Source organism: Streptomyces spongiicola, from assembly GCF_003122365.1.
GTDB classification, from domain to species: domain Bacteria; phylum Actinomycetota; class Actinomycetes; order Streptomycetales; family Streptomycetaceae; genus Streptomyces; species Streptomyces spongiicola.
The window spans coordinates 6157531-6172132 of the sequence record NZ_CP029254.1; the positions used below are offsets into that span (position 1 = coordinate 6157531).

Here is a 14602-nt window from a genome sequence, read left to right on the forward strand (position 1 = left end):
AACCGCCCCGGTACCGCCAAGCGGTACCGGACGCAGGGAACCACGGTGGGGCATCACATCTCACTCTGCCCGCAGACCCGGCCCTTCAGGGCCGGGCAGTCGACTCCCCACCCAGCCTCGCCAGCGCCCGGAGCAGGGCCGAGCGACCGCGCGGCGGGACGGTGCGGAGCGGGTGGCCGAGGACGCCCCAGCGGGCCAGCAGGGCGTTCGCGGCCAGGAAACCGCTGGTCGCGGCGCGCTCCATGAGGGCCACCGGCAGGTCCGTGCGGACCAGGTCGCCGGCCACCATCAGGACCGGGTCGGGGGTGCGGACCGACGGCCGCGACCCGTGGCCGCCCACGGGGAACAGCGGGCAGTCGTCCCGCCATTCGTGGCGCTCGTCGACCACTCCCGCGTCGCGCGTCTCCGGGTACACCCGATGCAGCTGCTCCAGCAGCCGGTCACGTACCGCCGCCCGTCCGCCGTCGGTACGGGCGGCGTAGGCGTGCAGCTCCACCACGGAACCGCCCGTCCGCAGCGCCCAGCGGTGCGCCTCGCCCTCCCAGCGGTCCAGCACGCTGATGTTGTCCAGGTCGCCGTAGCCGCTGGTACCGAGGAAACCGGGCCGGTCCGGAGCCACCGGCCGGTCCAGCCAGAACCGGGACACCAGGAAGGGAGGTGCGGTGCGAAGCTCCGCGACGCCCGCCCGCCAGGCCGCGTCACCGATGCCGGGGGACGCGGCGACCACCTGCTTCAGCCCCGCCGTGTCCAGGGCGAGCACCACGGCGTCATGGACGGCCGTACCGCCCGCGGCGGTCACGGCGAGCCCCCCGCCGCGCACGGGCTCGACCGAGTCGACCGGCGTCGCCGTGCGGATGGTCGCCCCGTGGCCGTGCAGGTACTCCGCCAGCGGCTCCCACAGCGCCTGCGGGAACGGCTCCCGGGGCACGTCGAACAGCAGCCCCTCACTGGAGCCCAGGAAGTAGATGTGGAACATCAGCGCCAGTTCCGCCGCCGACAGCTCCCGCGGGTCGGCGAAGAAGCTGCGCGAGAAGACCTCGAAGGCGAGGTGCTGCGCGGCCTCGGGGAATCGGATCCGGGTGAGGAAGTCCGCCGCCCCGACCTCGTCCAGCCGCTCGTAGACCCCGGGTACGCGTACGTCCAGCAGCGGCAGCGCGGCCGCGGGGTTCATCCGCAGCAGGTCGCGCCAGCCGAACGACGGGCTCAGCGCGACGAACCCCAGGGCGCTGAGCGGCGGGGTCCGCGGCACGCGGGCGAAGCCGTCGAGCATGCCGTCGCTGTGCCGCAGCGGATAGTCGGGCAGCGGGGTCAGCGAGTGCAGCCCCGGGTCGGTGCGCCGCAGCAGCTCGCGGAGGTTGTAGTACTGCCGGAAGAAGGCGTGGAAGCCGCGGCTCATGGTGGCGACCGATCCGTCGGCCAGTTCCACGGGCCAGCCGGCCAGCCGCCCGCCCAGTCCGTACTCACGCTCGTACAGGGTCACGCGGACGCCCCGTTCCGCCAGGGCGGTGGCCGCCGCGAGACCGGCGATACCCGCGCCGATGACACCGACGTGCGGTGGGGGACCGTCCACCCGTGCGCGGCCCGGACGGGCGGGCAGGACGCGCGAGTGCCGGTCCCGGACGCCGAACGGCGCCTCGCGCCCGGTACCGGTACCGGCACCGGGCGGTCCCGAGCAGTCGGCGCCCGCGCGGTGGTGACCGCGCCCGCCCGTGCCCACGCCTGTTCCTCCGCCGCCCGCGCTCACGCCTGTTCCTCCGTCGTCGGCACCCACGCCTGTTCCTCCGTCGTCGGCGCCGACGCCTGCTCCTCCGCCGTCGGCACCCGAGCTACGAACGTGTGGGTGATGCCCGTGTGCCATCCGGGCAGCGGCAGGACCCGGACGTGCACGAACCCCGCCCGCTCCATGCGCCGTGCGAACTCCTCCGCCGTGTCGAACTCGACGACGCTGCGCCACAGGTGCCGGTACAGGTCGCCGTCCCCCGCGCGGCGGGCGACGGGCAGGACCAGCCCCCGGCACACCGCCGTCCAGACCGCGCGGTGGGCGGGACGGCCGCTGAGCGTGTACTCGTGGACGGCGATGCGCCCGCCCGGGGCGAGCAGTCCCCGTACCCGGGCCAGCACCTGGTCGGGGTCGGAGACGTTGCGGAACAGATAGGCGGCGAAGACGGCGTCGAAGGGCCCGGTCACCCCGGCCTCGGCGAGCCGCTCGGCGGGGGCGTGGACGAACGAGACCCTCTGCGGCCAGGACTTGCGCCGGGCCTGCTCCAGCATCCCCGCAGACGCGTCCACCGCCGTGACCTCCGCGCGCGGGGCGGCCGAGAGCAGCGCGGCGGTCGACGCACCAGTACCGCAGCCGAGGTCCAGCAGCCGCACGGCCGGCCCTCCACCCGGCGGCCCTCCAACCGGCGGTGGTGTGCCCGGCGGCCGTGTGCCCGGCAGTCCTCCACCCGGCGGCCGTGTGCCCGGCAGTCCTCCACCCGGCGGCCGTGTGCCCGGCAGTGGTGTGCCCGGCAGCCCTGCGCCTTGCGGCGTTGCGTCCGTCAGCTCCGAGCCCGGCAGCCCGAGGCGCCGTGCGGAGCGCCGGAGCTGCCGGTGGTAGCCGGGATTGGCGCTGACCATCCGGTCGTAGGACCTTGCGGCGCGGTCGAACGCAGCCGACAGATCGGCGTTGTGCAGCAGGGACATCAGCGGCTCCTCGGGCGACGGGGCTGGGGCGGACGGCAGCAGGCGGGGACGGCGGGCATGGGCGGCGGGGACACCGGGGGCGGGACACCGGGACTCAGGGGGCGGGGGCGCGTTGCTCCACGGACGGCGGCGGGCGGCGGCGGATCGCGGGCAGCTCGGCCGCGGTCCTGAGCATCGGGCCCACGGGCGTGCGAAATCCGATCAGAACGTCCTCCCACCAGCGGGTGCCGCCGTCCAGGAAACGCAGCAGGCGGTGCGGCGGCACATCGCGGAACAGGCCGCTGAAGAACGTGCCGCCGTCGATCCGCCCGGTGTCCAGGGCCCGCAGCAGCACCGCGTCCATCAGCCGGGCCCGCGTCGGATGCGGTCCCGCGACCAGCGGGGCGCGGCCGCGGGCCAGCGAGTCCGCGATGGCCCGGGTGTGGCGCTGCGCCGCTGCGAACGTGTAGCCGGTCGAGGGCCGGGTGGCTCCTCCCGCCGCGCCGATCGGGAACACCGCCCTTCCCGTACGGCGCGGGAAACGCGCGTCGGTCATGGGGATCACGCCCTGCTCGGCGGCGGTCACGCGGAACGGGCCGAGGCCCAGCACGTCCCCGGTGTAGTGCCGCAGGGCCCGCTCGTACGCGGCGGTGCCGAGGACGGCCGGGGAGAACTCCGTGTACTCCACCAGCGCCTCCCGCGGCCCCAGGGGCAGTACGTAGCCGAACGACAGCCCCCGGGCGGGCTGCGGCGTGCGGAAGTCCATGAGGTCGGCGACGCCGGGGTCGAAGCGCGGCTGCTCGGTGCGCACGAACCAGCCGCGGAAGTGCTGGAGCAGTGTCGTACGGGCGGGCCCCGGCCGCCGGGGCCGGGAGTCGAACGCCCAGCGCGCCCGCAGCCTGAACTCGGCCCCGGCGCCGTCCCGTCCGCGTACCTCCGCGCCGCCGCCCGGCAGGTCCGAGACCGTGTCGACGACCGCCTCGTACCGCCGGCAGCCGGCCTGGCGGAGCAGCGCTTCCGCGTGCTCCTCGAAGCGCGTGGAGCGGATCATCTTGTACCGGAGGGGTGCGGGGCGCGCGGTCACCGCCGTGCCGTCCGGGGCGGTGACGCGCAGCCGGTCCCAGCTCGCGGCGAGCAGGTCGTCGTACTCGCCGCCGGACTCCTCCCAGAAGCACCAGGTGCGCGCGGGCGGACGCAGCGGGCCGGGGGGCGCGTCGACCAGGGCGACCGACACGTCCCGGTCCCGGCCATCACCGGGGGCCGGTCCGGCGATCCGGCGGGCGAGGGAGAGCCCCGCCGCACCCGCACCGACGATGACCACGTCCACGACGTGCACGGCGACCCTCCCGCGGTTGGACGGCACGGCAGCCGCCGTCCCCGGGCGGGGAAGGCGGGCTGCTCTCCCCGGGCGGGAAGGCCGTGACGCCGATGCTTCCGCGAAAGGGGGCCGGGCGGATGCAGTGGCACGCGCGTGTTGCGCGGCTGGTCCCCTCGGCCGGGCCTCGCTCTTCGCGGTTCCCGCCCTCCGGGTTCCGGCTCTTCGCCGGTCCTTGCCCTCGGCCGGTCTCTGCCCTTGGCCGGTCCTTGCCCTCGGCCGGTCTCTGCCCTCGGCCGGTCCTTGCGCTTGGCCGGTTCTCGCTCTTCGCGGTTCCCGCCCTCCGGGTTCCGGCTCTTCGCCGGTCCTCGCCCTCGGCCGGTCTCTGCCCTCGGCCGGTTCCCGCACCTCCGCGGTTCCCGCCCTCGGCCGGTTCCCGCACCTCCGCGGACCTCACTCCTCCGTCGTGAGCGAGCGGCGGAGAGACAGCAGGGCGCGCCGCATATGGCTCTTGACCGTCCCGAGGGGCAGACCCGTCCGGTCGGCGATCTGGGTCTGCGTCAGGTCGGCGTAGAAGGCGAGGCGTATGACGTGCTGCTGGGCGCGTGGCAGGTCCTGCAGGGCGCGCAGCACGAGGACCCGGTCGACCGCCTGCTCCGGGCCGGGGCCGGTGGCGGGCCCGGGCGCGGGGGAGAGGAACGCCGCGGCCGCGGCGACGAGTTCGGCGCGCCGGCTGCGCGCGGCGAGGGCGTCCGCCACCTTGTGGCGGGTGATGCCGACCAGCCAGCCCGCGAGGCCGCCCCGCCCCGGCCGGTAGCCGCGGCGTCCCCGCCAGGCGGCGAGGAAGACCTGCTGGGTCACGTCCTCCGCCTCGCGCTCGTCGCCCAGGGTGCGCCTGGCGAGGGTGTAGACGAGGGAGCCCCAGCGGCGGTACGCCACCTCCAGCGACCCCTCGTCGCCTGCGGCGAACCCGGCCGCGACCGAGGCGTCGTCGAGGGCTTCGCCCGCTGCACGGGTCTCCGGCGACGGGTGGGGGGTGCCCGGACCGGGCCCGGCGGAGGACCGGTGGGGCTGTGCGGGTCGGACAAGGGCCATGATCTCGGCTCCTCGTGCCGGGCCGGGGCCCGGCGCTGGTTCCGGACACGCCGCCCGCTCCGTGCAACCGGTCGGGCGTGCCGTGCCTGCGCGCTTGCTTGCGCGGCAGCACCGTCAGGCTTGCCGCCGGGATTCCGGCGAACAACTTGCACCGTTTCTGCGTCGTAATCTCGCTCCCGCCGGTGCGGCGGCCGGATCGGTCCCCGCCGCGAGGCACCTGCCGGGGCGCGCCGAGGCGGCCGATCCCCGTGAGGGGCTGCCCGCATCCGGTCGCCGCCCAGGGCGTGAACGAGTTGGTGGGATCCGTGAGACCCGCCAGTTCCACCCTAAGACGGGACGTGCCATGACAAAACTCCACAAGCCAACCGCCGCGTCCGGGCGGGATTCCGCGGCCCTGCTCACGTTGGGCGCCTGCCCCGCCGTGCGAGGGCCGGCTGAGCACGCCGCCGTACCTGGGCAGGCGGATGCGGCCGCCGTACCGGTGGGCGGCGAGGGCGCCGCCGTCCCCGCTTCAGCCGCCCCCACCGCCCGCGCGCGAACAGGGACCCGAGGCGCCGCAACCGCTTCCCGGGTCCTCGCGGCGCTTGGGCGCGGTACGCGGTGAGGGAACATCTGGACCCGGCGGACCTGGCCGAACTCGCTCTGGAGGGCAGGGCGGTCGACGAGGCGCCGCCACCTGTCCGGGAGCATCTGCGCGCATGCGCCGGCTGCCGGAACGAACTCGACGAGCTGCGGCGCCTGGTCGGGGCGGTGCGTACGGCGACTTCCTCGGACCTGGTCGGGCCGCCTCCCCCGGGGGTGTGGGACCGCCTGGCGCGCCAGGCCGGACTGGGTCGTGCCGGGCGGAAGGGGCGTGCCCGGAAGAGTCGTGCCGGGAAGGGTCGTGCCGGGTGGAAGGGGCGTTCCGGGAGGGGTCGGAAGGTGCGGGCGGGGCGAAGGGGTTGGAAGGTGCGGGTCTTCGTGCCCGACTCGGACGGGGCGCCCGCGTCCGGCGGGCTGGCGCGACGCCGCAACCGGCTGACGGCCGCGGTGCTCCTCGCCGCCGGACTCGCGGTGGCCGCGGCGCGGTGTGCCGCGCGGTGGACTCGCCGCCGTCGGTCGGTGAGAGAAGACCCACTCCGCCGCCGTGCATGAGCATCGCACGCCGAGGCAACGCCCTGACCGTACGGAGTGACCTCCGCCACCTTTCCGGAATCCCCGGGTCCGGCCGCTGCGCGCGGATCCGCCGGGCGGTGGCCGCCCGCGACAAGGGCCGCGGGTGGTGCCGGAGCGCCCGGAGCCGCGGTGGGGGCCGGGCCCGCGCGGGTGTCGGGCCCCGGTGGAGGCCGGGTGCGCGGGCCGGGTGCGGGAGAGGCCGGGTGCGGTGGAGGTCGGGTGTGGGAGAGGCCGGGTGCGGTGGAGGCCGGGTGCCGGGGGGAGGCGGACCGTCGGTCCGGCACGGCCGTGCGAGGCTGAACGGACAAGATCCACGCGCTGTTTGACCTGATCGGGGCGGTACGGTCGGGCAGGAGCCGCGCGAGTGCAATTATTCGCTAACGGCAAGTATTCTGCTTGCGCCCCACGGCCCGCGTGCGGCTCGGGGAAGGGGAGGTCGGCTGTGAGGAGCCCTGTCGGTGGGCGAGATCCGGAGGTGACGGGTCCGGGCGTCCTGGTCCCGCAGGTGCCTCTGGCCCGCGTGGCACCGGCCGGTCTCGCGGCCGTCGGCGACTCCCGAGTGACGGTCCTGCTCGTCGAGGACGACGACGGCGACGCGCTGCTGGTGGAGGAGACCCTCCGGGACAGCGGCCTCGCGGTCCGGCTCACCCGCGCCCGCTCCCTGGCCGAGGCGCGCCGGGAGCTGAGCGGCGAGAACGGACCGCCGGCGGAGTGCGTCCTGCTCGATCTCCACCTGCCCGACGCCCAGGGGCTGGACGTCGTCGGCCAGGTGCTGGACGTGGCCCCCCGAGCGGCGGTCGTCGTGCTGACCGGGCTGGCCGAGGAGGGCGTGGGACTCTCGGCCGTCGCGGCGGGTGCCCAGGACTACCTCATCAAGGGCGTCTTCGAGCCGACCGTGCTGGCCCGCTCCGTCAGGTACGCGGTGCAGCGCCGCCAGATCGAGCAGGCGACGATGGCCCTGGAGGCCAGCCGGATGCGCGCCCAGGAGAACGCCCGGCTCGAACGCGGGCTGCTGCCCTCGCCGCTGCTGCACGGCGCCGGGGTGCAGGTCGTGTCCCGGTACGAGCCCAGCCGGGCGCTGGGCCTGCTCAGCGGGGACTTCTACGACGTCGTGGAGGCCCCGGACGGCACGGTCCACGCCGTCATCGGCGACGTCTCCGGCCACGGTCCGGACGAGGCCGCGCTCGGCGTCTGTCTCCGCGTGGCCTGGCGCTCCTTCACCCTCGCCGGTGTCACGGGCACCGCCGTGTGCGAACTCATGCAGAAGGTGCTGGTGGCCGAGCGCACCGGCTCCGAGATCTTCGCCACGGTCACGACCGTGGAACTCCCGCCCGGTATGGCGAGGGCCAAGGTCGTCCGCGCCGGTCACCCCCCGCTGCTGCTGCGCGATCCCGGGGGCGTGCGGCTCGTGGAGACCGCCGTCGGCCCGGCGCTCGGCCTGCTGCCCGAAGGCCACCGCCACTGGCGGGAGGACCACGTCGACCTGCCGGCCGCCGGCGGCCTCGCCCTGTTCACCGACGGACTCTTCGAAGGCCGGGTCAGCGCCGGCGGCAGGCGGCTCGGCGAGGAAGGCCTGCTCGCCCTCGCGCGACGCAACGCCGGCCGCTCCGCCGAGGAGTTCGTCACCGCCCTGATCTCGGAGACGCGCGCCCTCTCCGCCGACCACGGCGGGCACAGCGACGACGTCGCGCTTCTCCACCTCGAATGGAACGAGCAGAAGTGACCGGTCACGAAGACAGGCGGACCCCGGCCGGCGCGCCGCCCGCGCGCACCCGCCTGACCGTCCCCATCTGGCTCGGCATGGTCCTGGCCGCCATCCTGATCGTGGTGACGGGCATCGCGGTGGTCGGCGCCCGGCTCCTCTCCCAGACCGCGGCAGAGTCCGACGACCTCGTCGACCGCATCCAGCCCGCCCAGGTGGACGCGTACCGGTTGCAGAAGGCGCTGCTGGACCAGGAGACCGGTGTACGGGGCTTCGTCCTCAGCCGGGACGTCCGCTGGCTTGAGCCGTACACCCAGGGCCAGCGGGAGGAGGAGTCCGCCGAGAGGTCCCTGCGGCAGGCGCTGGCCGGCGACACCGCGCTGCTCGCGGCGGTGTCCCGGGCTGCGGAGTCGGCCGAGGCCTGGCGGAGCGGCCACGCCGCGCCACTCGTCGAACGGGCCCGCCGGGGCGCACTGCCCCCCTCCGCCGAGACGGAACTCCAGAGCAGCAAGGCCGCCTTCGACCGGCTGCGCGTGCGGTTCGACGAACTGAACGCCGAGCTGAACGACGAACGGGCCGCCGGCAAGGCGGAGATACACCGTGCCCGCACCGGACACAACTGGGCCCTGGCCGGCATGCTCGCCGCCTTCGTCGCCTTCGCCTCGGCACTGGTGATCGTCCTCCAGCGGGCCGTCGGACGCCCGCTGGACCGTCTGCGCACGGCCGCCCAGCGGGTCGCCGACGGCGACTTCGAGCACCGGATCGAACCGGCCGGCCCGGCCGAGACCCGGCACCTCGCCGCGGCGGTGGAGGCGATGCGGGCCCGTGTGCTCGACGCCCTGAGGGCTTCGCAGCAGCGCGAGGAACTCCTCGCCGCGCGCACGGCGGTCCTGGACGAGCAGGCGGTCGAACTGCGCCGGTCCAACGCAGAGCTGGAGCAGTTCGCCTACGTCGCCTCCCACGATCTCCAGGAGCCGCTGCGGAAGGTCGCCTCCTTCTGCCAACTGCTGGAGAAGCGGTACGGCGACCAGCTCGACGAACGGGCCGGGCAGTACATCGGATTCGCGGTGGACGGCGCCAAGCGCATGCAGGTGCTCATCAACGACCTGCTGACCTACTCCCGGGTGGGCCGTCTCAACGACTCCCGCGACACCGTCTCGCTGGACACCGCGCTCGACGGCGCACTGGCCAACCTCGGCTCGGCCGTGGAGGAGGCCGGAGCCGTCGTCGAGCGCCCCGGCGGCCCGCACGCCACCACCGGCGACCCGATGCTGCTGACGATGCTGTGGCAGAACCTGATCGGCAACGCGGTGAAGTTCCGGGCCCCCGACCGGCCGCCGGTCATCCGGATCACCGTCGATCGGGAGAACGACGGCGAGGCCTCCGTCTGGCACTACCGCGTCGAGGACAACGGCATCGGCATCCCCGAGCAGTTCGCGGAGAAGGTCTTCGTGATCTTCCAGCGGCTGCACAGCCGGGACGCCTACGGCGGTACCGGTATAGGCCTGGCGCTCTGCAAGAAGATCGTGGAGCACCACGGCGGCCACATCTGGATCGACACCGAGCAGCCGGAGGGGACGCGGATCCACTTCACCGTGCCCGCAGTCCCCGCAGTCCCCGCAGACTCTGCCGTGCCCGCAGTCCCCGCAGACTCCGCAGACTCTGCCGTGCCCGCAGTCCCCGCAGACCCCGCCGGAGAAGCCGCCGTGGACGGGGAGTCCTCGGGCCGGGAGTCCTCGGGCCCGAAGTCCCCGCCGGAGGAGCCCGGATACCCGGGAACCGGTCGGCCCGCTGCCGGCGGCACGTCCCTCACCACAGGAGATCCCGTATGAACGCCACCAAGCCCATCGAGGTGCTCCTCGTCGAGGACGATCCGGGCGACGAGCTGATGACGCGGGAGGCGTTCGCCGACAACAAGATCGGCAACAGCCTGCACGTCGTACGTGACGGGCAGGAGGCGCTGGACTTCCTCTACCGGCAGGGTGCGCACCGGGACGCCCCGCGCCCCGACCTGATCCTCCTCGACCTCAATCTGCCCAAGTACGACGGGCGCCAGGTGCTGGAGCGCATCAAGGCGGACGCGGACCTCACCCACATCCCCGTAGTGGTGCTGACGACGTCCGCGGCGGAGGAGGACATCCTGCGCAGCTACCGGCTCCACGCCAGCGCCTACGTCACCAAGCCGGTGGACCTGGAGCAGTTCATCGCCGCGATCCGGAAGATCGACGACTTCTTCGTCACCGTGGTGCGGCTGCCCCGCCCCTGACGGCTGCCCCGCCCCTGACGGGGGCGCCGCACGCGCGGCGGGCGGGCACTGCGGGAGACCGCAGTGCCCGCGGACTTCCGAGGTTCCGGCTCCGCCTTCCCGGCCTGCGGGTCCGGACCGAGTTCCGGACACCGGCCGCGTCGATTTTCCGTCGTCCGGGAGGTGCCGTCGCGCGGATTCGGGGTAGGAGAGCGCCGACCCAGGGACGGCAGGGACGAACGGGACGACCAGCAGATGACTTCGAGTGTGATCGGGACGAGCCACGACGCGGCCTCGGCGTGGCCGGGTGAAGCGTGGGCCGGCGCGGTGTACGACGGAGGCCCCGGAAGCATCGCCGAGGCCCGCGGCTTCGCCACGCGGTTCCTGGTGGACGGGCACGGTTTCGACCCGGCCTCGGAGACGGTGGGCGCGGTCCGGCTGATCGTGTCGGAGCTGGTGACCAACGCCTGCAAGTACGCCCACGGCCCCTGCGCCGTGGACGTCGAGCGGATCCCCTCGGGCGTGGTGGTCACGGTCTGGGACGGCGGCACGGCCCTGCCGCTGGCGCGGGCCGCGGACCCGGGACGCGTGGGCCGGCACGGGCTGGAGATCGTCCTGGCGCTCTGCGACGGCTTCACCGTCGAACGCGAGCCGGTCGGCAAACGCGTCGCGGTACGCGTCCGCTGCGACTGACCGTCGGTGAGCGGCGCCGGCACCGAGCGGCCGGCACCGGCAGGTCGGCACCGAGCGGCCCGGCCCGAGCGGCCGGCTCCCGGGCACTCGGCTGGTCCGGCCCCGGCCCCCGGCGCCGGCCGCGGCGGTGAGGCGTTCCCCGCCACCGGGCGCGCGGCGCTCAGGGGCGGGGTACGGCGTCCAGGTCGTGCCGCACGTCCAGCACCTTGTCGGCTCCGGTGATCTCCAGCAGACGGCGCAGCTGCGGCTGGGGCTTCGCCACGCGCAGGTCCGCCTTCTGATGGACACGCAGCAGCAGGTTCAGAAAGGCCGAGTCCCCGAAGGTCACGCCGGAGACGTCGAGGACGACCCTGGAATGCTCTGCGGACGCCGACGCCAGCGCGTCGTCCAGCGGCGGCAGGCTGGTCATGTCCAGATCGCCGCGCGCGGTGATCACCCACGCGCCGCCGGCCGCGTACTGGGCGCCGACCGGGCCCTCTCCGTCCTGCCGGGCCTCGCGGTCGGCACGGGACCGGTCTTCGCTGCTCGCGTCCATGGTGGGGAGTATGCCCGTACCCGCACCGCACCGGTAGTCACGGGCCCGGTGTCCCGGGGCGGAACAGGACCGGGCACGGCGGTTCAGGGCGGATCAGGATGTGTGCGGGGGCGTGGCGGACCGGGAGGGCGGCGCCCTACTCGTCGTCGATTCGCCGTTGACTCGTCGTCGATCCCGCGCCCTCGCCGGGTGCCGCCGGGCTGGGCAGGGGACGGGCGGGCCGCGGGACCCCGGGAGCCGTTCGGCGGTCCCGCACACGGACGGGGCTGGGACCGGGTCCGACCACGCGGAGAGCGGTGTCCGACGACGCGGAGAGCGGAGCCCCGGGCCGGGGTCGGGCCGCCGGCCCGACCATGCCTGCGGATCGCACCCCCGCCGCCGGCCCGACCACGCCGGCGGCGGTGGCCCCCTGCCCGTCGGGACGCCTCCCATGGCGTCCCGTCAGGGTGAGGGGACCACCGCCGATCGTCCCTCGTGCGGCGCCGGTGCGTCCGCGGGGCGCGGCTCGTGAGCTGCGCCGACGCACTCCTCGCCGCTCAGGCGGTGCCGACTTCCAGCAGCCCGGTGCGCAGCCGCTTGATGATCCGGTTCAGCAGACGTGAAACGTGCATCTGGGAGATGCCCAGCTGCTCGCCGATCTGCGCCTGGGTGAGTTCCTCCACGAAGCGCAGGTGCAGGATCCTGCGGTCGCGCTCCTCGAGTTCGGCGACCAGGGGAGCGAGGGAGTGGAAGTCCTCGATCAGCTCGAGCGCCGCCTCCTCCGCACCGATGAAGTCGGCGAGGGCCGCCTCGCCGTCCTGGGCGCTGTCACCCGTCAACGCGGCGTCCAGCGAGGCGGAGTTGTAGGCGTTGGAGGCCTTGCGGGCCTCGATCACGTCCGCCTCGGGAAGGGACATCAGCTCGGAGAGCTCCCTCACCGTGGGGGTCCGGCCGAGCCTGCTCCGCAGCTCCTCGGTGGCCTTGGCCAGCTCGACACGGGCCTCCTGGAGCCGGCGGGGGACGTGCACCGCCCAGCTGGTGTCCCGGAAGAAGCGCTTGATCTCACCCACGATGCAGGGCACGGCGAAGGTGGTGAACTCCACCTCGCGCGACAGGTCGAAGCGGTCGATGGCCTTGATCAGGCCGATCGTGCCCACCTGGACGATGTCCTCCATCTCGTCCGCGCCACGGCTGCGGAAGCGGCCAGCCGCATACCTGACCAGCGAGAGGTTCATCTCGATGAGGGTGTTCCGTACGTACTGGTACTCGTGGGTGCCCTCCTCGAGTCGCGCCAGCCGGGCGAAGAACTGACGGGACAGGCCGCGTGCATCCTGGGGAGCCACCTTGGACGGGTCCGCGACGGGCGCCAGTTCGATCCCGCCGATCGCCGAAGTCGTCTCCTGCGCCGCGGTTGTCACTGCGGTCACGGCTGCCATGCCATCCACCCCTGTCGTCCGAGTCTCCATCCCCCGTGCGCGGTCCGCATACCCCGGGAATCCGAGAGCATTCCCGTCTGTGCGCCGATCGGTCCGGCGTGTTCCGCGGACCGCTTCCGGCGGGGATCCGGCGGTCACTCCCGTACCGCCTGCACTGCCCGTACCGCCTGTACTGCCCGTACCGCCTGCACTGCGTGCACCGCCCGTACCGCCCGTACCGGCGCTCATGCGGGCTCCGTACGGCCGAACAGTCCCGCGTGACCCGGGGGAAGCTGGGTCAGGATCCGCCGCAGCAGGGCGTCGTCAGCCACGTCGGCCACGATGCCGAGCACGGCCGTGACGGCGCGTCGGGCCTCGCCGAAGTCGCCGTGGTCCCGGGCCGCGACGGCTTCGACGAAGGCCCGGGGAGTCAGGGGCGTGCTCGCCGGCGAGCCGTCCGTCAGCACCGGACCGCACTGCTGCGGCAGCAGCCGGGCGAGATCGCTGCGGTCGTCCCCGACCAGATGGGCGCCCAGCACGTCCAGGACGCTCTCGACGGCCCTGGCGGCTTCCCGCCTCCTGCCGTAGCGGCCCCGTTCCCGCACCTGGTCCAGCAACGCTTCCAATCCGCTCTTCATCGCGCACTCCTCGCCGTGGTCGTTCCGCCGGCCCGCGCCGGGACGGCTCGGCCACTGAAAGTGACCATTCGGTTACCCATCGCGGCGGACGGTAATCACCGCTGCCCCCGAGGCATGCCCCAACCGGCCCAACCGGTGCGGCCGGTGCGGCCGGGGCCGCGCCAACCCCACTCGGAGCGCGACGGAAGGGGCGGAACGCACATGAGCCCCGGGATGCGTGGTAGGCGAACGGAGGCCCCTCGGACGCCCGGCAGGCCTGTTCGGAACGGCCGGCCGCCGCGGGGCCGCTGCCCACGTGGCAGCCACGGCTGAAAGGGAAAGACCATGCTGGAGGAGTCACCTTCGATCGTTCATGACGTCTCGGTCGCCGCCGCCATGGGACGCAGGAGCCTGCCGCAGCGGCTGTGCGCCGCGTTCGCCCGGTCACTCGGCGCCCAGCGGGCGGCTCTGTCCTTCCTGCCCCGTCTGGAGCACTGGCGGCTGCTCCACGCCACCGACGAGCCGGCCCTGCGCGCCGAGGCCGCGCAGTTCACCCTCGGCGACGGGCCGTCGGTCAGCGCCGCCCTGCGCATGCGCCCCGTCCACGTGGCCGACCTGCGCCGCGCACCGTGCCGTCGGCGATCACCGCTCCGCGAGGGACTCGACGACGTGCGCCGGATGCTGGCCCTGCCGATGCACGTCCAGCGCACGCCGGTCGGGGTGATCTGCCTGTACTACACCGGGGAGACCGAGCTGACGGAGGCTCGTGTCGCCGAGGGGCAGCGGGCCGCCGGCGTCGCGCTCGACGCTCTGCTCCGCTGGCGGGCCGTGCACGGCAGCGACGACTGCGGCTGCCCGGTCTGGACGACGGACACACGGGCCGCGCGCTGGGACCGCATCCACCGGGCGGCCGGCTATCTCGCGGCCCGCGAGGAATGCCCCGCCGCCGAGGCGCTGGCCATGCTCCAGGCCGCCGGGACGAGGGACGGCCGCTCCCTGCTCGACGTGTCCGACGCGCTGCTCCAGCCCCGGGACGCCCACGGGCAGCACCTGCCCGGCCCCCGCCCCGGGGGTGCGGCGGCGGACCCGGCCGGGAGCAGGGCGTACGCGGCCGTCCCCTGAGCCCGGCAGGGCCTGCCCGCGCCCGTACCGGCCGACCGGATCCGCCGCGGACGCCCCGGTCCGCG

12 protein-coding genes are annotated in these 14602 nt (G+C 74.6%); 5 read left to right on the forward strand and 7 right to left on the reverse strand.

What is annotated here, in order from left to right; translation table 11 throughout:
* Positions 1 to 85 precede the first annotated feature (85 nt).
* From DDQ41_RS26825 to DDQ41_RS26845, 4 genes are all read right to left on the reverse strand, one after another.
* Positions 86 to 1597 carry an FAD-dependent oxidoreductase gene (locus DDQ41_RS26825; RefSeq protein ID WP_109297963.1) on the reverse strand — a complete coding sequence of 504 codons (1512 nt, stop codon included), beginning with the start codon at positions 1595 to 1597 and terminating at the stop codon, positions 86 to 88.
* A 143-nt stretch (positions 1598 to 1740) separates the two neighbouring features.
* Positions 1741 to 2685, reverse strand: a complete 945-nt coding sequence (locus DDQ41_RS26830) for a class I SAM-dependent methyltransferase (protein ID WP_262508586.1) — start codon at positions 2683 to 2685, stop codon at positions 1741 to 1743.
* A 94-nt stretch (positions 2686 to 2779) separates the two neighbouring features.
* Positions 2780 to 4000 carry a lycopene cyclase family protein gene (locus DDQ41_RS26840; RefSeq protein ID WP_109296772.1) on the reverse strand — a complete coding sequence of 407 codons (1221 nt, stop codon included), beginning with the start codon at positions 3998 to 4000 and terminating at the stop codon, positions 2780 to 2782.
* A gap of 432 nt (positions 4001 to 4432) precedes the next feature.
* Complete coding sequence (locus DDQ41_RS26845; RefSeq protein WP_109296773.1) at positions 4433 to 5074, reverse strand: RNA polymerase sigma factor; 642 nt, start codon at positions 5072 to 5074, stop codon at positions 4433 to 4435.
* A 1630-nt stretch (positions 5075 to 6704) separates the two neighbouring features.
* Here DDQ41_RS26845 and DDQ41_RS26855 point away from each other — a divergent pair.
* The 4 genes from DDQ41_RS26855 (at position 6705) to DDQ41_RS26870 (ending at position 10869) form a co-directional block, all read left to right on the forward strand.
* Positions 6705 to 7952 (forward strand): PP2C family protein-serine/threonine phosphatase, encoded by a 1248-nt coding sequence (locus DDQ41_RS26855; protein WP_109296775.1) that lies wholly within the window; start codon positions 6705 to 6707, stop codon positions 7950 to 7952.
* On the forward strand, positions 7949 to 9763 hold the full coding sequence (locus DDQ41_RS26860; RefSeq protein WP_109296776.1) for a sensor histidine kinase: 1815 nt from the start codon (positions 7949 to 7951) through the stop codon (positions 9761 to 9763). Before DDQ41_RS26855 ends, DDQ41_RS26860 begins: the two co-directional genes overlap by 4 nt.
* Positions 9760 to 10197 carry a response regulator gene (locus DDQ41_RS26865; protein WP_109296777.1) on the forward strand — a complete coding sequence of 146 codons (438 nt, stop codon included), beginning with the start codon at positions 9760 to 9762 and terminating at the stop codon, positions 10195 to 10197. The genes DDQ41_RS26860 and DDQ41_RS26865 overlap by 4 nt, the downstream gene beginning before the upstream one ends.
* Before the next feature lie 234 nt (positions 10198 to 10431).
* Positions 10432 to 10869 carry an ATP-binding protein gene (locus DDQ41_RS26870; RefSeq protein ID WP_245990660.1) on the forward strand — a complete coding sequence of 146 codons (438 nt, stop codon included), beginning with the start codon at positions 10432 to 10434 and terminating at the stop codon, positions 10867 to 10869.
* Between the two features lie 160 nt (positions 10870 to 11029).
* On the opposite strand, the gene DDQ41_RS26875 is transcribed toward DDQ41_RS26870, so the two are convergent.
* The 3 genes from DDQ41_RS26875 to DDQ41_RS26885 all read right to left on the reverse strand — a co-directional run bounded on the left by DDQ41_RS26875 (position 11030) and on the right by DDQ41_RS26885 (position 13436).
* Complete coding sequence (locus tag DDQ41_RS26875) at positions 11030 to 11404, reverse strand: STAS domain-containing protein (RefSeq protein WP_109296779.1); 375 nt, start codon at positions 11402 to 11404, stop codon at positions 11030 to 11032.
* Between the two features lie 536 nt (positions 11405 to 11940).
* Positions 11941 to 12819 (reverse strand): RNA polymerase sigma factor SigF, encoded by an 879-nt coding sequence (locus DDQ41_RS26880; RefSeq protein WP_109296780.1) that lies wholly within the window; start codon positions 12817 to 12819, stop codon positions 11941 to 11943.
* Positions 12820 to 13043: 224 nt separating this feature from the next.
* On the reverse strand, positions 13044 to 13436 hold the full coding sequence (locus tag DDQ41_RS26885) for a DUF2267 domain-containing protein (RefSeq protein WP_109296781.1): 393 nt from the start codon (positions 13434 to 13436) through the stop codon (positions 13044 to 13046).
* A 324-nt stretch (positions 13437 to 13760) separates the two neighbouring features.
* Between DDQ41_RS26885 and DDQ41_RS26890 the strand changes: the two genes are divergently transcribed.
* On the forward strand, positions 13761 to 14537 hold the full coding sequence (locus DDQ41_RS26890; RefSeq protein ID WP_109296782.1) for a GAF domain-containing protein: 777 nt from the start codon (positions 13761 to 13763) through the stop codon (positions 14535 to 14537).
* Positions 14538 to 14602 lie beyond the last annotated feature (65 nt).